The 22,698-nt window shown below is 37.7% G+C and carries 11 protein-coding genes and 3 pseudogenes; 2 read left to right on the forward strand and 12 right to left on the reverse strand.

Features of this window, described 5'->3' with window-relative positions; all coding sequences use genetic code 11:
• The 11 genes and pseudogenes from ACFIK8_RS07765 to ACFIK8_RS07820 all read right to left on the reverse strand — a co-directional run.
• Nucleotides 1-2,413 (reverse strand): annotated as a pseudogene (locus ACFIK8_RS07765) (hypothetical protein); the annotation flags it as partial.
• Between the two features lie 435 nt (nt 2,414-2,848).
• Nucleotides 2,849-3,600 (reverse strand): annotated as a pseudogene (locus ACFIK8_RS07775) (YadA-like family protein); the annotation flags it as partial.
• A gap of 165 nt (nt 3,601-3,765) precedes the next feature.
• A pseudogene (locus ACFIK8_RS13265) lies at nt 3,766-4,035 on the reverse strand (hypothetical protein); the annotation flags it as partial.
• Nucleotides 4,036-4,069: 34 nt separating this feature from the next.
• The gene (locus ACFIK8_RS07785; protein ID WP_375669121.1) at nt 4,070-4,342 is read right to left on the reverse strand and encodes a hypothetical protein; all 273 of its coding nucleotides are present in this window, start codon (nt 4,340-4,342) and stop codon (nt 4,070-4,072) included.
• Nucleotides 4,343-4,424: 82 nt separating this feature from the next.
• On the reverse strand, nt 4,425-4,604 hold the full coding sequence (locus tag ACFIK8_RS07790; protein ID WP_375636674.1) for a hypothetical protein: 180 nt from the start codon (nt 4,602-4,604) through the stop codon (nt 4,425-4,427).
• An 81-nt stretch (nt 4,605-4,685) separates the two neighbouring features.
• The gene (locus ACFIK8_RS07795) at nt 4,686-5,075 is read right to left on the reverse strand and encodes a hypothetical protein (RefSeq protein WP_375669122.1); all 390 of its coding nucleotides are present in this window, start codon (nt 5,073-5,075) and stop codon (nt 4,686-4,688) included.
• Nucleotides 5,038-5,244 carry a hypothetical protein gene (locus tag ACFIK8_RS07800; RefSeq protein ID WP_375669123.1) on the reverse strand — a complete coding sequence of 69 codons (207 nt, stop codon included), beginning with the start codon at nt 5,242-5,244 and terminating at the stop codon, nt 5,038-5,040. Before ACFIK8_RS07800 ends, ACFIK8_RS07795 begins: the two co-directional genes overlap by 38 nt.
• Complete coding sequence (locus ACFIK8_RS07805) at nt 5,232-5,384, reverse strand: hypothetical protein (protein ID WP_375636678.1); 153 nt, start codon at nt 5,382-5,384, stop codon at nt 5,232-5,234. The genes ACFIK8_RS07800 and ACFIK8_RS07805 overlap by 13 nt, the downstream gene beginning before the upstream one ends.
• A 771-nt stretch (nt 5,385-6,155) precedes the next feature.
• Nucleotides 6,156-12,185 carry a YadA-like family protein gene (locus tag ACFIK8_RS07810; RefSeq protein ID WP_375669124.1) on the reverse strand — a complete coding sequence of 2,010 codons (6,030 nt, stop codon included), beginning with the start codon at nt 12,183-12,185 and terminating at the stop codon, nt 6,156-6,158.
• A 630-nt stretch (nt 12,186-12,815) separates the two neighbouring features.
• Entirely contained in the window at nt 12,816-18,185 is a 5,370-nt protein-coding gene (locus tag ACFIK8_RS07815; RefSeq protein WP_375669125.1) for a Vomp family autotransporter, read from the reverse strand.
• A 921-nt stretch (nt 18,186-19,106) separates the two neighbouring features.
• Nucleotides 19,107-19,610, reverse strand: coding sequence for a helix-turn-helix transcriptional regulator (locus ACFIK8_RS07820; RefSeq protein WP_375669126.1), 504 nt, complete (start codon nt 19,608-19,610; stop codon nt 19,107-19,109).
• Nucleotides 19,611-19,757: 147 nt separating this feature from the next.
• On the opposite strand from ACFIK8_RS07820, the gene ACFIK8_RS07825 reads away from it, so the two are divergent.
• Both ACFIK8_RS07825 and ACFIK8_RS07830 read left to right on the forward strand, forming a co-directional pair.
• Complete coding sequence (locus ACFIK8_RS07825) at nt 19,758-20,039, forward strand: hypothetical protein (protein WP_375635457.1); 282 nt, start codon at nt 19,758-19,760, stop codon at nt 20,037-20,039.
• Between the two features lie 520 nt (nt 20,040-20,559).
• Nucleotides 20,560-20,829 (forward strand): hypothetical protein, encoded by a 270-nt coding sequence (locus tag ACFIK8_RS07830; RefSeq protein WP_375635456.1) that lies wholly within the window; start codon nt 20,560-20,562, stop codon nt 20,827-20,829.
• Nucleotides 20,830-21,149: 320 nt separating this feature from the next.
• On the opposite strand, the gene ACFIK8_RS07835 is transcribed toward ACFIK8_RS07830, so the two are convergent.
• Complete coding sequence (locus ACFIK8_RS07835) at nt 21,150-22,361, reverse strand: MFS transporter (protein ID WP_375635455.1); 1,212 nt, start codon at nt 22,359-22,361, stop codon at nt 21,150-21,152.
• Nucleotides 22,362-22,698: the final 337 nt, after the last annotated feature.

Consider the following 22,698-nt stretch of genomic DNA (forward strand, 5'->3'; position numbering starts at 1 on the left):
CATTGATTTGAGTTCCACCTGTTGCCTTACCAATGGTGATAGTATCTGCATCTCCTTCCTGCTTGACAAGGCTATTTTTCGTCGCATTCGTAATCTGATTTTGGATATTCGTGATAGAATTATCAACAGCATTAAAAGTAGATTCAAAATCATTATGTGGCTTACCCTGAATAGTGTAAGTGGGAGCCTTACCGTTAGATACGTCTGCACCTCCACCAAAATACTTCGATGTATTTTGAGAAATTTTTGCTAGATCATTCGTAACAGTAGTAACATTCTGATTAGTAGCAAAGAGTTGCGAACCATTTACAGCATCGGTTGAGTTAGCAGAAATATCTCCATTAGCAAGAAACTTAATTTTTCTATTGGTTCTTTCCTCTCCATGCTGTGCTACAAATGCCTGATCATCATTGCTCCACAACAAGGCGTCGCCTTTAACTTCTTGTGTAATATTATTGATTTTTTGTGTAAAATCATTTGTCACATTCGTTAAATGATCATTCACATTCTTTACATTTGCATCAAGACCTGTCAAAGCGTCACCAACATTTTCAAAGGTTTTCTGAACCACCTTACCATTCGCAGAAACTGTAGATAATTTATACTCCGGTCCCCAAAAATCACCATCGACAAATTCGGCATCACCACCAAAGTAGTTTGCTATATCTTGAGAGATTTGATTAATTTGGTTCCCATTGATTGCATCATGTGAATTTTTAGCAATTGTGCCATCTTTAACATTAAGGAGAGCTACTGGTCCTTGACTCTTATTGCCGCCCAAAGACACACTGTTATAATTGACAGTGCCATCTGCACTTTTATCGTAAAGAACTGCAAAAGCACTTCCCTCTTTAATATTATTAATACTGTTACTAATATCTGCTATACGGCCATCCAGTTGTTCTTTATTAACAGCTTCATCATTATTAACCGCTGCCTTCACACCGGAAATTGTACGAGCACCACCTGATTTGTTCGCAACATTGATTTGAGTTCCACCTGTTGCCTTACCAATGGTGATAGTATCTGCATCTCCTTCCTGCTTGACAAGGCTATTTCCTGCTATTTGATTTTTTATCTCTTGTAGCTGCGCAAAATTCACCGCATCATCAGGTTCTTCCCCAGCTGCCACTCCTGTAATCTGTTTATTGCCAGCATCAATACCATCCACAGTTATTCTAGCCCCATCAGCAAATATAATGCCATCATTACTCATAGAGCTTCTTCCAGCGGTAACTCGCTCCACTGTAATATTATCTGCTAGATCAAATTTTACATTATTGTCTTCCGTACCTTTTGTAATCTTAAGGTTATCACTTGCCGCTGACAAATCTACAGTATCTTTTATACCAATCGTTGTGGCATTTTTACCCCCAACAGATAGTGTCCAACCTTGGTCTACGTATGATTGTAACGTTTTTAGCTGTGCAACATTAACGGCATCATGCAATTCAGTACCAGCTGCCACTCCTACAATCTGGCGCGTTTTCTCTGATTTAACATCACCAACACTCACTGCAGCTAGCGTACTTTTCCATGCAAAGTTGTCAGACTGTGAAGGACCTTTAATGTAAGGATCATAACCGATAGCGCCAGCAGCAACATAAGCTACAGACTCGCTTCCAAGAGCAACACCCTCACGCTCAGTCGCTCTTGCATCTAAACCAATCGCTATCGAAAGATCTGTTTGAGCTTGAGCACCATAACCTATAGAAATTGCTTGTTTTCCATCTGCAAGTGATTTGTTACCGAATGCAATACTATCAACGCCTTTTGCTTTTGCAAGCCCACCAATAGCAATCGTATTGCTTGCTACTGCTTCAGACGCAACCCCTATAGCAATACTTGCTTGTTCACCTGCAAGTGCACCAATACCAAAGGCTTGTGCTCCCCCACGCTTTGCAGTCGCACCCGCTCCAAATGCTGTTGAATAATGCCCCATTGCGGAAGATCCACACCCAGTTGCAAAAGAAAACACACCATAAGCTTCAGGCAGAACATTTGAAAGACCACCGGTTTCTTTTCCCATATACCCCCCGGTAACGGTCAGACCATCACCAGCCCAAGTAAGCTGACCAAGCCCCCAGTTAAAAGGACGCTTGCCATTAATCTCTTTATTCATAGAAACTCTTTCATATAGTTCCTCTGCAGTGATTTGTTTATCAGTACCTTGATTGTTTCCACCACGATCAATAACATTATACACACCACAGTTATCATCATCGCCAGCTAATACAATACTGCCATGGCTAGCGTATTTATAAGACACGCTAGGACTACTTGTACTTTGAACTTTATCACCTGTTATCGCAAGATTTGCAGCAACCACAGGAGAAACACTCGACAAGAGCGCCGCTATAACTGTTCCCAATGAAACCCCTTTAATCGAATTTGGTGTTGAATATTTTTTCATAATACCCCCTTCATAATAACAGATAAAAAACACAAAAAAGGCATGCTCTAGAGCTTTCTTATTTCCCTTGCGTGTTCCTACTTTTACAGCGTGTTTCAGAACATAAATAAAATTAAGACATAAGCTGTTGTTTCTACAGTGTCTTAGAGGGTACTTAGGGGCAAGTTCGTGAAAGTCAATTTGAGGAAGGTAAAAAAATACTTAATATTAGAATGGATCTCATTTTTCTACCAAAGGTTGTACGTCGTTTTTAGCTTTGACCTCTTTGAAAAAGGTATAATTTTTGTACCTATTGATCATCAATTTAGGCAACAGTTTATTTTTCGTGAATAAGATTTTTTATTTCATTAGAGGATTTATGAAAGCTTTTTACTAAAATGCCCCTGCTTTGATGAGGCAGGAGCAAGGAGCATATTTAAAAAAGTTTTTTGCTTATCAGTTCAGTATTAAATTAAGCCCAACACCTACCACCCCAATGACCACCAGAACTCGTTGCGGAGAGATTGGAGCAAATCTTTCCATCTTCTGACATATAACCAGCGCCAATAGCAAATGCGGATTGACTGCGCCATAAACCACCACCAAATGATAGACTGATTTTTCCAGGAGTATCATCATAACTTAAATTAGACACTGCCAAATCTATGGCTGCGGCTTGTCTTGCTTCTTTTCAGATATCCTCAACAGTATAACTTAACGCTGCAAACTTTATTTCTGTATACGAATGAACCTCTTTAACACCATCCTTTACAATATTAGACACTTTCTCATCCGTATATTCTTTTGCTTTATCGAGAATCATATCTGTCTGCTTTTTCGTATAATCATGTAACTGATCACCATTTACGGCTTCTATCAAGCCTTTTTCAACCCTACCAGCAGCTACATTATCTGTGATAACTGGATCACTCTCATCTTCACTGACTAAGGTTACTTTATTGAATGCTTGAACTTTAAACTCAGGCGCTATCCATTTACCTTTCTTACCATAGCTTGCTCCACCACCGAAATATGCTGCAAATTGATTTTTCAATGAATAAATCTGGTTCCCTGTTATGGCTTCTGTCGAGCCTTCTGAAATATCTCCATCCAAAAGATGCGTTATCTTGCTGTTATTTTTTTTCGTCTTTTCCATGCCGAGCCACAAATGCCCCTGCTTCATTACTCCATAACAAAGCATTTTGCTCGATGTTGCCAGAAATTTCATTAGGAAGCTTCGCGAAAACACTATTTATGCCAGCAAAAGCTGCTGCAATATTATCATAGCTGTTCTCTTCAAAGGTTCCATCATCTTTGAAAACTTTCAGCTTGGAACTTGGTGCTGTCCATTCTTCATTCTCATATCTAGCACCACCGCCAAAATATTTTGCAAGCGTTTGATTTAGTGAATAAAGCTGACCACCATTGACAACATCAGTGGAATTTTCCGTAATTTTATTTGCTACATTATGAAGTGCAACGGGAGCTGTAGTTTTTCCAAAAGTTATACTTTCATAATTAATAGTGCCATTTTCATCATTTGCTTTATCATAATGAACAACAGAAGAATCATCAGATTGAAGATCATTAGCAAGTTTCTCTAAACTTTCTTCAAGCTTTTTTTTATTAACAGCATCATTGATGCTTTATCTCTCTCTGCTTTCTTAACACAAGAAATTATCCGTAATTTATCACTTTTATTCGCAATATCGATTTATCACCATCTATATCCTTACCAATGGTAATGTGTTTTGTTGCTGTATCCTGTTTTACAAAAATACTCACTGCACCAGTATTGCGAGTTCCTTCTGCAATATTTGTTACTTTTTTACTTGACGCATTAATACTACCGGTAGTTATTTGTGGGCCATCAGTAATTACTAAGCCTGTTGCATCTACTTTTGTTTTCTCTCCTAATGTTATGCTTTTTAATGCTATATCATTAGCCAAACCAAATATGAGCTTATTTTCATCGTCCTTATCTCTTTTAACCCTGAAGTCACTTCTTCCGGATGAAAATTTATTGTACTATCTAGCACCACATCTTTAGCTGCCTCACCAGCAATAGACAGTTTCCAACCTTTTTTCTTACGATTTCTTCTAAATCCTGCAACTGTCTAAGGTTCACTGCATCGGCAGGTTTGCTACCAGCTGCTACGCCTATAATTTGGCGCGTTATGTTCTTACTAGGAACATCAATACTCTCTTGCACTTTTCGTACTTTTCTATTGAGATTCGGTGTTTTTGACCAGTCCTTGCAGAAGAGACATATACCCAAAAAACGCCAGCAGCCCTACCAGGCACAAAGTTGTTCCCGATAGCAACACCCCCCCCGCCCATCATCAACCGTCACGTTAGAATAGGAACCTATAGCGATACTGCCAACCACATTTGCTATTGAATAGAAGCCTATTAAATAGCTTCTTGAGCAAATGCATATGCACCCAAGAGCAATCGAACCATACCCTAGGGCTTTAGAAACGACACCTACATCTATTGAATAATCACTCTTTGCAGTTGTATAATTGTTATCTCCATATCCGCTCTTCTTATTATATTCACCACCTATTGCGACACTGCTTTTCCCCAAAGCATGAGCCATATTGCCTACAGCAACGCTCCATTCTTTTTCCGCTTGCGTTCCACTATCTAAAGCAATACTTGTGTTTGGAGTACGTTGCATCTTCGTTGTTTTCAGAACTTATTGTAATTGTAGAGTTATTGTTCATCACCAATTGCGGATCGGTAAGAGATTTCTCACTAAAACCATCCTTACTCTTAATAGAAAGCGTATTGACGAAAAAATTGATATAGCCACTATCATCTGTAGAATCATCCACTATTGGTGCCATTGCTGTGCTGTATTAAGTGCTGTTAAATAACTTGCTTTTAATAAATCAAAACCTTTTGAGAGAGCCCCAATGCTGTTAGAGTTAGCATACGCAGAAAGAAGTATTTTTCCTTGAGAATAGCTCTTTGCAGCTTTTGCCATGGCTTTAAGCAGCTGTTCTATGCAGCTGTTCTATTATGTCAATTTTTTTCGCCAAAACAGGAATAGCATTCGATAAAAAACAACTATAACAACTCCCAATGAAAACGTTGCTACAAACAACCGATAAAATAAACGCCGAAAACTTGAGCTATTTCCCTTGAATATGATTCAATAATTTTTTCATAACAAACCCTCAATAAAAACCATGCCTAAAACATAAAAAAGACATATTTTGAATTGTAAGAATTTGCACTATTTGCTTTTTATACTCGTAATTAAGTTAAAACAATTTGGAGAAATTAAAATTTTACTATGAAGCTACAAAAAAGGAAACTGATTAAAAAACATAATATTTTTAACTATTCTATTTTTAAGATAATTTGTCATTTAAACAACAAGACTTTCAATGAAAAATTATAACGATACCAATATAAAGCATACGTTTAACACTACACGAAAATAAAAGCTAAAACTGTCTCTTTTTAATAAAGGGTATATTCGTATTTATATTGTTTTAGGCACTTTAATAAATCAAAATAACAGGATAGAGCAGTAACCTCATTACCTAATTATCAAAAAATAGCAATCAATTTTTTGAATCTTTACCACTAAGGTCTTTTATTCTCAAAAAAAGTTGTAATAGGCTTTTTATATAATTACGGGAGTTCTGTACATTTAGAATAGCTTTAAAGGGCTCTGAAAGAAGATAAAAAAATTGCCCTTTTCTTAAATAAGAAAAAGGCAAATCAATTTTATGGATTCAGTCGTTTATTAGTTGAGTATCACATTAACCCCTGCACTTATACCCCAGTGACCTCCAGAAGTGGTAATTGACAAGTTGGAACCAATATCACCGTTCTCTGAAGTATAACCAGCCCCAACAGCAAACGCGGATTGACTACGCCATAAACCACTACCAAATGCGAGTGTTAATTTTCCAGGAATATCACTATAGCGTAAACCAGCTACCGCTAAACCAACAGCTGCTGCTTGTCTTGCCTCTTTTCGAACATCCTCAACAGCATAACTTAATGTCGAAAACTTCATATCCGTGTATGAATTAGCCTCATTAACTCCATCTTTTACAAGATGAGAAATTTTCTCATCCGTATACTTATTGGCATCTTCAAGAACCGTCTTCATCTGCTGTTCTGTGTAATCATGCAACTGACCTCCATTAACAGCTTCTTTCGAATCCTTTTCAATCTTTCCATCCGCTACATTGTCTATTAATACTGGAGAACTGTCATCTCCACCAACTAATGTAACTTGATTGATCTTTTCACCTGTTTTTTTATCTCTATCATATTGTACAGATCCCTCCGTAACTTTAGTTTCAATATCCTTGACCTGATCTGTAATCATCTGCTGGGTTTCCCAAAGCTGACCTCCATTAACTGCTTCTTTGGAATCTTTGTCTACCTTACCGTCCTCTACATTGATAATCTTACTAGGACTCTTAACGCCCTGATCATCAACGTGAGAAGCATCATAGCTTCCTTTTTCTTCATTCCAATTCAGACCATTAGACGCAACATCCTTTTCAACTTCTTTTATACGATCGTTGATAGTGCTCATGCTGTCATTAACAACATCAAATGCTTCAGAGACATTATTACGCTCCTCTTTATCACCTTTCGTACCATCCTCATTGAAAACCTGAACGTAGAATTTGGGTCCTTGCCAGTTTCCTTCCTTATCATAACCAGCTCCTCCACCAAAATATGAGGCAAAGCTCTGTTGAAGAGTATAAATCTGACCTCCATTAATCGCATCACTCGAGCCTGATGCTATAGAACCAGCCGCAAGTGATGTGATTTTGCTGGCTTTTCTGTCATCCCCTTCCCCATGCAGAGCTACAAAAGCTTTGTCACCATCGCTCCAAGATAAAGAATCTTGTGCAACTCCTTCTGAGACCTCCTTAATACGATCGTTAACATTCTTGATATTCTCATCAAGTCCTTTAAAGGCAGAACCAACATCGGTATGCGGTTTATCTGTTACTTCACCATCTTTATCAATACTAGATAAATTATAAGTTGGCCCTTTAAAAGCACCATCCTTAAATTCAGCATCTCCACCCAAGAATTTTGCTACATCCGTTGAAAGGATGTAAACCTGTCCTCCATTGATAACATCCGTTGAGTTTTCCGCAATCGATCCTGCGGCTACATTATGCAGCGCAACAGGTTTAGCATCCTTCCCTTTACCAAAAGTTACATTTGTATAATCAATTTGATCATCTGTTGTTTTATCGTAAAGAACAACAGAAGAACTATCAGACAGAAGGGTATCAGAAAGATCCTTCAAACCTTTATCAAGCTGTCCCTTGTTAACCGCTTCATTGTCTTTTTCTGCCGCCTTCACACCAGAAAGGGTTCGATCCTTACCACTCTTGTTTGCGATATTGATTTCATTTCCTTCTACTCCTTTACCAATGTTGATAACATCTTCATTTTTCGTAACAAGAAGATTACTGATTACATCGCTGATCACATTTTGAATCTTTGTGAAAAGTTTACCCACACCTGAAAATGCATCTGATACATTTTTATAGCTTGATTCAGCTTCAGTGCCATCATCATTGATAGTTTTGAGCTTAAAATCAGGAACATTCAATTCCCCATCCTTATATTCAGCGTCATTAGAAAAATATTTTGCAACCTTATCGCCCAATGAATAAAGTTGAGAACCATTTACTGCATCCGTCGATTCTTTCGTAATATCTCCTATAGCAAGTGATGTGATTTTACTGGCTTTTCTGTCATCCCCTTCCCCATGCAGAGCGACAAAAGCTTTGTCACCATCGCTCCAAGATAAAGAATCTTGTGCAACTCCTTCTGAGACTTCCTTAATGCGAGCATTCACATTCTTGATATTATCATCAAGTCCTTTAAAGGCAGAACCAATATCGGTATGCGGTTTATCTGTTACTTCACCTTTTTCATCAATATTCGATAAATTATAAGTTGGCCCTTTAAAGTTTTTTCCATCAAAGGATACATCTCCACCTAAAATTTTTGATAAATCCGAAGCTATGGTATTAATCTGACCACCCGTGATTGCATCATGTGAATCCTTGGCAATCTTACCATCAGCAACATTATGGAGACCTACAGCTATCTTATCTTTAGCTTTTCCTAAAGTCACACTACTATAATTAGTTTTACCATCTGAATCTTTATCATAATGAACAACTGCTGATTCATCAGACTGAAGACTGTTCGAAAGATCTTTCAAGCCTTTATCAAGCTGTCCTTTGTTAACGGCTTCATTGTTTTTCGTCGCGTCCTTTACACCAGAAAGAGTCCGATCCGCACCAGCCTTATTGGCAATATTGATTTCACTGCCTTCTACTGCAGCTCCAATAGTGAGACGATGCGTTGTTTTGTCTTGCTGAACAAAGCTTTCGCTTTCTACTTTGTTAATCACATTATTAACCTGTTCAGTCAATTTATTCTGAACATTCGTGATAGAACTACCAACTCCAGCAAAAGCAGATGCTACATCAGGATAATCCTTATCTTCAGGGTTGCCATCTTCCTTGATTGTTTTTACCTTGAATGTAGGAGCGGTCCATTTCCCATCCGCATAGACAGCACCACCACCGAAATACGAAGCACCCCCTGTGCCCAATGTATGAAGCTGTGAGCCATTTACTGCGTCTGTTGAAGTTCCACTGATTGCCCCGCCAAGTAGACCGGAAAGTTTCCGCCCTTCATTACTTTTGTTCAAAATACTGATTTCGCTACCACCAGTTTCCATACCAACAGTGATAAGACCCGTTCCTCCATCACGGAGACTACGCGCTAAAGTCTTCTTTGCTACTTGCTTAACAAGAATACTGTCTCTTACATTAGCAATTTCAGTATTTGTTGCCAAAAGTTGTGAACCATTGACAGCTTCGGTTGATTCTGCTGTGAGTGCGCCACTTTGAATGCCTGCTATCTTCTTACTACCAGCATCAATACCACCCGTTGTTATTTTCGGACCTCCAGTAATTACTAGACCTGTTGCGTCTAGGGTATTTGTGCCGGCCTTTACGCTCGTTAATGCAACATCTTGAGCCAGATCAAATTTTAGCTTATTGTCTTTATCACCTTTTGTAATTTTAAAATTTTTACTTCCAGTTGAAAAATCTACCGTATCATCTATGCTAACGGCTTTGGTATTTTTATCATCAACAGAAAGTTTCCAACCTTTACCTGCGTACGCTCTTAGTGCTTTTAGCTGCGCAATGTTGACGGCATCAGTATCTGCATAACCCGCTGCCACACCTGTAAGCTGTCGTGTTATCTTATTCGGAGTATCACCAACACTAAAAGCTCCTTGAGTGCTCTTCCATATCACACCATCATCTGTTGACTTGCTACCTATGGAAGGATCATAGCCAACAGTGGACGCTGGGTTACGAGAAACAGATTGATAACCCACAGCAACACCACCAGGAACAGCAGCTTGTACTTGTGCATTTGAACCTAATGCCATACTATTTGCACCAAATGCATTTGAAAGTCCACCTAATGCCATACTATTTTCAGCAGATGCCGCTGCAAAACTACCTAATGCAATACTATTTTCGGCATTTGCATTTGAAAGATTACCTATAGCAATACTTCCTTGCCCACCTTTCCCCTCAGCGGCGGCAATTTTAATGCTCTTCGATTCGGCATTCCATTTAAAGACACTATCATCGGTAGCTTTTTTAATCTCATTGTGAAGATTTACATAAGACTTACCCACACCCTCAAAGGCTTTTGCTACATTCGGAAAACTTTCTTCTTCAATCTCATTCGTCTCAGAATTAAAAGTTTTAATTTTGAACTTTGGATCATCCCATTGGCCATTCGTAAATTTAACACCACCGCCTAAATATCCAGCTATGTGGGTAGCTACAACATTCAACTGACTACCATTTACCGCGTCTTTTGAATCTGCACTAAGATCACCAGGTGCAATACCTGTTATCCTTTTATTTCCAGCATCAATACCACCGGTGGTTATTTTCGGACCATCAGTAATGGCTAAGCCCGTGGCATCGAAGGTATTTGTACCTGCCTTTAAGCTCGTTAATGTAACATCTTTAGCCAAATCAAATTTTAGCTTATTGTCTTTTTCGCCCTTTGTAATATTCAAGTTGGCACTTCCAGCAGAAAAATCTACTACGCTATCCATAAGAACAGTTGTAGCATTTTTATCTCCAACTGACAGTTTCCAACCGTTTTTTCTTACAACATCTTCTAAGTCTCTCAACTGCCTAACATTCACAGCATCGGCAACCTCAGAACCAGCTGCTACGCCTGTAATTTGTCTGGTTATACCCTTACTATAATCACCAACACTCACTGCACCCCGCGTACTTTTCCATTGCGATGAGGTATTTGTTGCAGGACCCTGCAACACAGAAGTATAACCAAACTCACCAGCAGCCCTACTGGCTACAGAACCTCTTCCTAGAGCAACACCATCTTCCACCGAAACTACAGAATTGGCACCTATAGTGATAGCTCCCTTTCCCTGTGCTTCCGAATAAGAACCCAAAGCAATGGAGAGCTCATCAATCGCCTTAGCACGATAACCAAGAGCAGTTGCACCCTGTCCTAAGGCCTGAGAAACAGAACCTAAAACAGTTGTATAATCAGCTTTTGCTAATGTATTTTCATCCTCCTCATGCTCCTTATCCTTCTTATGATATTCACCACCTATTGCGACACTGCTGATACCCATAGCCTGAGACCCGCTGCCCACAGCTACACTATCTTGTTTTTGCGTAAGTGAATAAACACCTATAGCAACGGAACCTTTACCAGTTGCATGTGTAATAGCACCAAAAGCAACTGCATTTTCTCCTTTGCTCTCAGCACCCAAACCTATAGCAACAGAAACTTTACCCACCGAAGTAGCCGATGGACCTAAAGAAACAGAAGACGAACCAACAGTGCTAGCATTGTTACCAATAGCGATCGAGCGATCTCCCAGTGTAGATGTACGATAAGAAGTGATAACCGGTGTGTTGTCCCCTGCAGTTTGACCACCTATTGCGATACTTCCGTCTCCTTGAGCGAGCGCATAACGACCTATAGCAATAGAGGTCTTGTTAGACACATCCGCATGATAACCAATAGCAACGGATTCTCTAGCTAGTACTGATACATTAGTACCAATAGCAACATTCTCGGCATATGATGTTATTTTTATCCCTTTACCAAGCGTGACATTCGTTTCTTCCGCACGTTGCATCCCAGCACTACGTGTCAATCTCGTGATGGGATCATTTCGCGAGAAATCTGATACATTAATAATATCTGTATTCTCATCATCCTGTGCAAGCCGTTGGTCTGCAGAGCTATCAACCACAAAGGACTGTGAACTAATGAGAGGCTTTTTATCTTGCACCCCTGCATTTAACGTTTTTTTCGATAGGTTCTTACTGTTTGCTGTCAAAACATTGATTATAGAGCCCTCATCACTCGGACCTAGAAGAGTTTTGGTTAAAAAATTTGCATAGTCATCAGCAGCATTTACCTTGGGTGTCAAAGCAACATTCAGCGCTGTTAAATAATTGTCTTTTGAGACAGAAGAAGCATTCAAACCAGCAACAGAGATGATGTTTTCTGGATAAGAGACACCAGCACTGTTAACACCCTCAAGAAATGTGTTTCTAAAATCAGAATTTGCTGAAAAAACAGGTGTAACATTCGATAAAAATGTAGCCGCTGCAGCCAATGAAAGAACTTTAACAAAAGAAAAACGAGAAAATTTTAAATCGCTCCCTGCTAATTTTGTATATAATTTTTTCATAATGAACTCCCCAATGAAAAAATAACTATAAACACAAAAAAGACACATTTAAGCGCTATAAAACTCTTTAAAATCAGCTTTTTCTAAACATAAAAATTTAGTACCTGATTGAAAAGATAGAGAAGTTGTGTTTTTAGGTTTTATGGTTAACGTGCTTCGCTCTTTTACATTTCCTAAGAAGGTAAATTTTTTGTGGTGATTGTTTTTTAACCTTTAAACTTGTTGGCTGTTTTTTGCAAGGGGTGGAGTTAGTTTAGTATATTGTTTCTATAACTTCCTCCGGTAAAATTGAAATACATTTAAATATATACTTTTATCTTATTAGAAAATTTTTTAATAGATTTCTAGAAGGTGAGAGTTTTTTTATCTGTAGGGTGCTACAGATTTTTTATATTTAAAAATTACAGCAGAAAATAATGAACTTATAATTTATGAAAAAACTCATTATCTTATTTTGAAATAAGAAGTTTACTTTGTTGAAAGTGTACGGTTTTTCTGTTTTTTAAACCTGTATTTATCATTATAGCGCTTATCAATTTATATATATATATTTTTTCATCCGTAAAAACAATTCACCCCTGCCTCATGAGACAGGGGTGAAAAAGTGTTTTTTATGTATTTTGTTTATTATCAGTTCAATGTCATATTGAATCCCGCGCCTACGCCCCAGTGACCTCCAGAAGTTGTTGCAGATATGTTAGAACGGTACTTTCCATTTTCTGAGGTGTAACCTGCACCAAAGGCAAATGCAGATTGGCTACGCCATAAACCAGTACCAAATCCAACGCTTAATTTTCCAGGTGTATCATTGTAGCGTAAGTTAGAAACTGCTAAACCAATCGCAGCTGCTTGTCTTGCCTCTTTTTTCACACTCTCAATACTATAGTTTAAAACATCAAACTTCATATCTGTATATTGCTTAGCCCGATCAACAGCATCATCAATCGCATCAATCGTGATATTATTTATCCGTTGATCTGTGTAGTGTTTGGATTGATCAAGAATTATCTTCATCTGTTCTTGGGTATAGTCATGGAGCTGACCACCATTTACAGCTTCTTTCGACCCTTTTTCAATTTTACCATCAGCTACATTATCAATCATAACAGGTTCACTAGGATCACCACCCGCTAATGTGATTTTATTGGTTTTTTTGCCGTTTTCATCTCTGTCATAACGAACAGCGTCCTCAGCAATATCGTTAACTTTATTATCAATATTATCAACTTTGTTTTCAATATTGAAAACCGTTTCACCAATATTCGTAACTGTAGTGGAAATATTATCGACTCTGTTGTTAAGATGCTTCACATCTTTTTCAACACTCGTGACACGTTCATTGGTTTCCCAAAGTTGACCACCATTAACTGCATCTTTCGAACCTTCTGCAATTTTACCATCAGCTACATTGATAATCTTACTCGGCTTACCATCGCGACCTGCATCATAGGCTTTTTTATCACTGTTCCACTTTAAAGCATCTGAATCGACCTTGTTGATGACATCATCAATACGGTTATTAATATTTGACATATTTTTATTGACGTCACCAAAAGCATCAGCGACATTATGGTGCTCTTTCTCAACAGTCGTACCATCAGCATTGACTTGAACAATCTTAAAAGTAGGACCTGTCCATTTGCCATTCTCATATTTGGCACCGCCACCGAAATAATTAGCAAGCTGGTTGCTCATGAAATAAAGCTGGTTACCCGTAATGGCATCCGTTGAACCCTTAGCAATTTCACCATCTAAAAGATATTTCAATTTGCTGTTTGTTTTCTTGCCATCTTTTTCATGACGTGCAACAAATGCTTCTTCTTCATCATCCCACAGTAAAGCATCTTTTGAGAAATCTTCAATTTTCTGATTAAACTCATTGGATACATTTGTTAAGCGCTTATTTACATCTTGAACATTACTATCAAGACCTTTTAAAGCTGAACCAACGTCATAAAAATCAGCCTTCCCTACCTTACCATCTACAATAGCCGATAAAGTATATTTCAGCCCTTCAAAAGCACCGTTAATGAACTTTGCACCACCGCCAAAAAACTTTGCAATATCTGCTGATATTTTATTAATCTGACTACCATTGATTGCATCGTTGGAATTTTCAGAAATGCTACCATCTTTCACGTTACGAAGAGCAACTGGTCCGTTGTTCTTATCGCCGCCCAAAGTTACACTACCATAATTAACATTACCATTGTCATTCTTATCATAGAGAACTGCAGCAGCACTTGCTGTCTCAATATCTTTAGAAATCTTCTCTATACTTTTATCAAGTTGATCTTTGTTAACAGCTTCATCACCCTTCTCTGCTGCCTTAACACCAGAAATAGAACGTTCTACTTTACCATATCCTGCAATATTGATCTCAGTCCCAGCTGTATCCTTACCTATAGTGATAACACCTGACGCACCTCCTTCTTGCTTCACAAGGCTATTTTTTGTTATATCAGAAATTTGATTGTGAATATTTGTGAAAGTATTGTTCACACCTTCAAAAGCATCAGCAACATTGTCATAAGGCTTCTTAGAGACAGCACCATTATCGTTGATCTGATAAACTTTGAAAGTAGGAGCGTGCCATTCTCCATTTTCATTATATCCAGCGCCACCACCAAAATATTTAGCAACATCACTAAACCCACTAATCAAATTTGCATTAACAATCCTGACATTTTTATCAAGCCCATCTAAAGCCGATCCAACATCATTATATTCCTTCTGTCTTACTGAGCCATCTACTTCAATAGTAGTTAAATTATATCTTGGTTTAACAAAAGCACCGTTAATAAATTTTGCATTCCCACCAAAGAAATTCGCAATATCTCCAGATATCTGATTAATCTGGCTACCATTTATTGCTTCTGTTGAATTTTCTGAAATCTTTCCATTTTTCACACCTGCAATGGTTCGCTCTCCCTCAGTACCTGCGATATCGATTTTTGTACCGCCTTTTTCTTTACCAATGGTAATAAGCTTCTGATCTTCATGCCATTTAACAAGACTATTTTCTGTTACATTGTTAATCTGACTATAAATATCTGTGATAGAGCTGTCGACAGCAGCGAAAGCATCAGTTACATTATTATGTTTCGTTTTCTGAACCGTAAAAGTTGGTTTGATACCATTAAGTACATCTGTCTCCTCACCACCAAAAAAATCCACTATATTAGTAATATAACTAAATAACTGGTGGCCATTTATTGCTTCTGTCGAATCGGAACTGACCTTTCCAACTGCAACGCCAGAAATAATTCGATTCTCGCCTTCAGAGTTCGCAACTTTGATTTCGATACCGCCTTTTTCAGCACCAATGGTAATGAATTTCTCATCTTCGTCCCATTTAACAAGACTATTTTCTTTTATATTAAAGATTCTATTACGAAGATTCGTGATGGAACTATTGACACCACGAAAAGCATCAGCGACATTATTGTATGATGCACTCGTAAAAATACCATCCTCACCAGGCTGCAAAATACGGAAAGTAGGATTAGTCCATGTCCCACTCTCATAACTAGCGCCACCACCGAAATACCCAGCAATGTCTGTACCCATAGCATAAAGCTGGGAACCATTTATTGCATCAAATGAAACCGCATTAACCGCCCCAGATGCAACACCCTTAATAACCCGATTAATGCCTGCATTATTTCGAACACTAATTGACTCGCCGCCTTTTTCGCTACCAATGCTGATAAGTTTCCGTCCTTCGTCCCATTTAACAAGATCATTTACTATCGGATTGTTAATCCGATAGTAAATATCCCCGATGGAATAGCTGACACCACCTAAAGCATCAGCGACATTATGGTATTCCTTCCCAGAAATAGCACCCTTTTCGTCAGGCTGCAAAACTATGAAAGTAGGATCTGTCCATCTGCCACCCTCATAGCTAGCACCACCACCAAAATACCTAGCAATGTCTCTACCCATAGCATAAAGCTGGGCACCATTTATTGCTTCAGATGAATTCTCTCTAACCGCCCCAAATGCAACACCCTCAATAGTCCGACCACCGCCTTTATTATTTTGAACAGTAATTGACCTGCCGCCTTTTTCCTTACCAATGGTGATAAGTTTCTCTCCTTCGTCCCATTTAACAAGACTATCTCCTGCCATTTCATTTTTGATTTCGTTCAATTGTGCAAAATTTACTGCATCGGTATCTTCAGTTCCCCTTGCCACTTTTGTAATCTTTTGATCGCCTGCATTAATACCATTAACAGTTATGCTTGGCCCATTACCATCAGTAAACATAAAGCCATCAGCATTCATAACGCTTGTTTCTGCTGTGACACTTTTTACATTAATATTATCAGACAAACCAAATTCTACAGTGTTGTCACTGTTTTTGATAATTTGAATATTCGGGTTACTTTTGTTACCAGCTGATTGTAAATTTACTGAACCGTTTGGACCAATATGCGTAGCATCTTGACCATTAACAGAAAGTTGCCAACTTGTTTTGAAACCATCTTTTACTTCCTTCAGCTGTTTATAATTCACTGCATGATCATCTGCAGTCGCGTCTGCTACTCCTGTAATCTGTTGCTTGCCAGCATCAATACCATCTATAGTTATTTTGGCCCCATTAGTGATCATAAAACCATTGTTACTCATAGAACTTTGTCCTGTAGTGACACTCGTTAATTGAAGAGTATCACTCAAAGCAAATTTGACGTTATGCTTATTATTTGCACTACCTTTTTCTATCTTTAAGTTGTCTTTTCCCACTTCGTTGTTATTTTTCACTGAAAAATCGACTGTATTGCTTGGATTAACATCTGTAGGATTTGTATCGTTAGCAGAAAGTTTCCAAGCTCCTCCTCCTGCTATGACGTCTCTCATAGCTTTCAGCTGCGCCACATTCACAGCATCGGTATCTTCACTACCAGCTGCTACCCCTGTAATTTGTCGTGTTAGCTTACCGTTACCATTGCCACCAACTTCACCAACGCTGAAAGCACCTGCAGTGCTTTTCCATGCCAGACCGGTTTCTGTTGAATCACCATTCAGATAAGGGTCATAACCAACAATCCCCTTAGCTCTATCAGAGAGAGAGCCCCCACCTATAGCAACACCGTCATAAACCTTTACTTGTGCATTTGCTCCAATAGCAACAGAATCTTCCGCTTCAGCGTAGGTATGCGTACCTATAGCAATCGCGTTTTCTCCCTTTGCTGTTACTTTTCTGTTAGCTTCTGGAGTTCTGTCAGAATCCCTGCTCCCTATTGCAATAGCACCTGACCCCAAAGCTTCAGCTTCTGAACCTATAGCAATTGCATAATTCTTATCTGCTTTTGTCTTAGTCCCTAAAGCAACGCTATTTTTACTAGAAGCGGTTGCAAGTCCACCAATAGCAACTGTAGCTTCCCCCGATGCTTCTGATCCCACACCCATAGCAACACTTACTTTTCCAGCTGCAAGCGCAGAAACACCAAAAGCTTGTGCTCCACCAGTTTTTGCGGTTGCACCAGCACCAAATGCCGTTGAATAATTCCCCGTCGCTGCAGATCCACAACCAGTTGCAAAAGAGTACACACCATAAGCCTCAGGCATAGCGGATTCGACACCACCAGTCAGCGCCCCCATATAACCACCACGAGGATTTGTCCAACTATTACCACCCCAAGTAACCTTTTCAGTGGTTGTACCATAAGGATTACGATCAACAAATTTTTGATCCGTGATAAATCTATTATATTGCTCTTCTGCAGTTATAGGATTAGCAGCATTCGCCTGTTGTATACCACCACGACCAATAACAGTGTCTGCACCACAGAAATTATCATCACCAGCTAAAACAATACTGCCATGACTGCCATGTGCATAAGCCACACCAGGAGCACTTGAGCTTGAAGTAAGCCCTCCTGTTATCGCAAGGTTCGCAGCAAAAACCGGCGAAACACTTGATAACAGTGAAGTCATTACTGTTCCCAACGAAACAGCTTTAACCAAGTTTGATGTTGAATATAATTTTTTCATAAGAACCTCCTCCAACAGAGTCCAATATCATTACAACGCGCAAAAACCTCACGGCAAAACCCCTGTTTGCGCCCCAAAAAACGAATAAATTAAAGACAAAAACCATCCCCCGCGATAGCGATCCCCATCACAGCATCACCCTAAAATCTCTGAAAAGATATTGAATCTAGAAAAGTCCCCAACCCTTTGAGCTAGAGGGATTCAAGCTAAAAAATAAACCAAAACACAAGACTTTGAAAACATAACGTAATCTCCATTCAAAAACACTGCGATTTACCTCTTAACAAAGATAGTTTTACTAAAGAGCAATTCTACTTTTTAGATAAAGCGCCTCAGTAGAATGGCAAGAGTATAAAAATAATTTTTTATAAATTTGTCAAAATACTTCTCAATAAATTAGCTGTTCTTATAAGCACAAATTTATGATTTTTTTAACTTATAGCATAATGTAATGGATGACGATTACCATAATGACCTCACTCTTTTCTGCGAGGTAAGCTGTTTCAATATATGATACATATCTTTAAAAGAAATCTTTCTTAATATAATGATGTACGCTCTGTAAAAAGTTTCAACGTGCTCATCTCATCATCTTCATAAAAAGACAAAAGCGCGCCTATAAATAGTCTTTCCTTCTTCTCTCTTATATGTCTGTAACCCTTTTATAGGAACAAAACATCGTCATTGTATTTTCACTGTTGTATAATTTTTTTGTATTACTAACTGTAATTCTTTTTATAAGCAGTTTTATCTTTATTAGAGCAATACATTAATTTATAACGGTAATTTATCATTATTTCATGTTGAATAAGAGACCAAAAAAAATCGTGAGATTTTCTTATTTAAAACCTGTTTATACCGTAAAAAATCAAAAAAGTTTTATTTTTTAAAAAGGCTGTTCATTCGTATCTTATGACGTTTCTAGATGTGCTTTTCAGTTTCGATTTTACGCTTTAAATGCAATTTTAAAAGTGGCAAAGTGGCTTCGACTTCTTCCGTATCATTGAGGTTTTGAATAAGCTCTTGCAATTTTCCATAAAGCTCTGCTGCTAATTCCGCAACATCTTCAGGAGAAAGATCTATTTTTGCATCATGATAGGTCGTATAAACCAAATGTCCAAGCTTTTTCATCAGCCCAGCAGGAATCGCTTGTGGTTTAAAACCAGCTGCTTTCGCCTTTGCCATATCTGAAAACATCTCGCCATTGCCCGTTACAAGCCAGTTTAAATTGACTTTTAATTTCTGTGATAAAACAGCCAAAAATTCTACATTGGGAAAGGTCGTGCCTCTTTCAGCGTGATCATAAATGGCTTTATTAATACCTAAACGGATTGCTATTTGGTGTCTACTAAATAGCAAACTTTCTCGTATCAAACGTAATCGCTTTGCTTGTTCTGTTTTGGGTTCAATCTCTTTTTTTGCCAAATTATACAATAATACAAATATTGCATTGACTTAATTCAATATTTGTATTATACCTCTTGTTACTGCCCCTTATGTTAGGCAAAGATCTACATACATAACCCCACAAAAATGGATGTTACAGCATCCGTCTAAGCAGGAGCGAAAATTATGACAATTACACAAAAAATGCAATCGCCGTGGTATTTTACTGAACTGCGTCCCTGTAATATAACCTTGGAAAAACTCAAGCCTATCAGAGGCTATTTTCCAGAGTCAAAAACATTTGGACACAGCCTAATGAAAAAGCTAAATGCGCCACTGCCAACTCTATCAGTTTGCACGCCAAGCAAATTCTTGCCAACTGCTTTCTCAAAAGTCACAGTCATATTTTTCAGAAGCAAAAAGCCCAACACAGGTTCTCTCACTCAACAGCCTAGTAAACCTGCTTAAACCTCTTTGCAAGAATCTATAAATACACTTCCCAAAGTTTTTACATTACAACATAAGGTAAAAAGTTTATCAATGTCTAAAAATCAATATAAAACAGGTAAAATAATTGGTATTCTACAAAAAATGAGATCATCACTCGTTATTAAAAAGTCAGACGTTTACAAACCATATTTGCTTATTTTATATATTAATGGTGCTAAGTTAGCTGTAATTGGCAATAGAGATTTCAGGGTGTTTGGTTTATCGTCAGAATGCTCCTCCTCTATGCATATTAAAAGCCTTTTAGCAATGTATTTTAAATGCTATAAGTTCTATAGTAAACACATTACCATCCATATTTACAATTGGCGCTTCAAAATCTTGAAGTAATACAGTCTTTAATAGACATTGATTTAAAAGCGCGTATTTTGCAGAAAATTGACAAAACCATGAGGTTCGTATACATGGCAATTCTAAGTGATAATAGTGGAGTGATACTTAAAAAAGCTGTATGGGAAACCGCAACGCGGAGGAATTAAGCATGACCTCTTTATGCGATAAAGAATTATCTGATACATTGGTTGGTCTTTATGACGACTATCAACACGGTTTCGACATTGGAGAAGAGCTTAAATTGTGCGTGGATTTGGCGTTATCTCTTGAATTGGAACTCAGTATTCACCGTTTAAGTGAAACAGATGCTGTTTTAAAAAAAGAGATTGTGCAAACCTTACATCGTCGTAGAAATACCCATTCCAATGAAGATGAAATTGATACAATTTTTCATATGGATTTTGAAAAACAAAAATAATGCAACACTCTCCCCGTATGATAAGATATTACCTTATCGCTTTACTTTCTACTGCGCTTAAACAAAAAAACTTTCAAGAAGATTTAAAATGTTGCGTTTTCGTCTTCTTAACAACAGTGAGATGAATTAAAGAAACGCAGCAATTCTTGTGGGTCGTTATCAAAAAATAGAGAGTATTCTCTAGCATACATCAATTTATGCTTTATTCATTAAGCACCAATTTTTACATTTTCTCACTTCCCTGTAAAAGCAAAATATGAAATATGCTGTAGCGTAAATGTTTATAAAATAGCGTGTATTACCACACTTATAAATGTAATTTATTGTTTTTCATGTTTATAAAACAGCACTATGAATACTCCAACAAGTGCAAAAATGCTTTGAAAAAAATATATCGATTGAGGTGATATGCTACTGTTATCGCGTGCCATAATGAGATAGACTGCGAGGATCAAGCATCCAGAGATACCATTAAAACTTGCCTGCAATCTTCCTTGGTATTCAGGATCACAAGAGAGTTGTGATAAAGAAATCGAAAGAGCCCAACTCGAAAGTCCAAATCCAATCATAAAGTAAACAGGAAAAACAACAAAATTGTGTGTATTAACAGAGAGAATAGCGAGACCAATAGCCATAAAAGCTAATAAAATGGCTAATGTTTTCCTTATGGATAAAACTTTACAAAGAAGTGGTGAAAAAACCGCACCTGTCAATACGCCCATAGAATAAAGCACCTCAAATATTGCAAAGGTCCTGCTATCCGCATGCAAAACCTCTTGTATATAAGGAACGAGAATAACAGGAATGGTCATCAAAAGAGTCATAATAATCATCTGGCTTACATAAGGTACAAAAAGAGCCGGATTCTGTTTAAAATAATGAAGTGCTGCTGTATAATTTTCCCACCAATTTTGCTGGTTTTGATTTTTAGATCTTCGGTTTTTAGGTACCTTCATTGCAAAATTAAATAAACCAGCAATAATAAAGAATATACCACCTATTAGAAGAGTTCCTTTTGTTCCTGCATAGGACAGTATCAATCCACTTAAGCCCATACCTGCGATAGTGCCAAGTTCATAAATCATATCGATAGTCGCATTTGCATTGATGAGCTGTTCCTTCAGCACAATACTTTGAATTAAAGAAATAGCTGATGGCATATAAAAAGAGATAAAAATACCCAAAAGAGCAGATAAGACCATCAATTCAATTTCTATACCAAAATGCCATAGCATTACCCAGCCAACGATTACCAAACCTCTCACAAGATTTGAAATAATAATTTGCGTTTTACGATTATATTTATCCGCCAATATGCCCAAAATAGGGGCAAAAATAATGCTAGGCGTCCAAAGAAAAAGCATCATCAACGCTACACCACGGATTGAACTCGTCTGATTGTAAGCAAGCCACGACAATGCAATATAATTTAGTCCATTTCCAAATGTAGCAAATAAGCCACTCAAAGTAAAATAGAGAAAAGTTCTATTTTCAAATAAAGCAATGCGTTCCTTCAAATTTGAAGTGAACATAAATTATCCTCTAAAATAAATACCCGTCGATATGCATGATACATCCTGTTTAAAAACATGCATTCCTACGGTTTTCATTTTAGATCATTAAATTTAAGAAAGCAAAATTCCTTTTTTGAAGCTTTTAAAATCTTTGTGCTGTTGTATGATTAATTCTTCTATGAAAACAAAACATTTATGCACTAAAATATGCTCGAGTACATCCCTCCATGTCGTTATTCTATCACCACACTTCGTCTCTAAAAGAATAAACATACTATTATTCTCACGATAAATATTGATAACTTTTCTACTCCCCTTCTCTAAATCTTTTAAAACAAGCCCATTACAGTTAATT

The sequence above is a fragment of the Bartonella sp. MR168JLCBS genome (assembly GCF_042194175.1).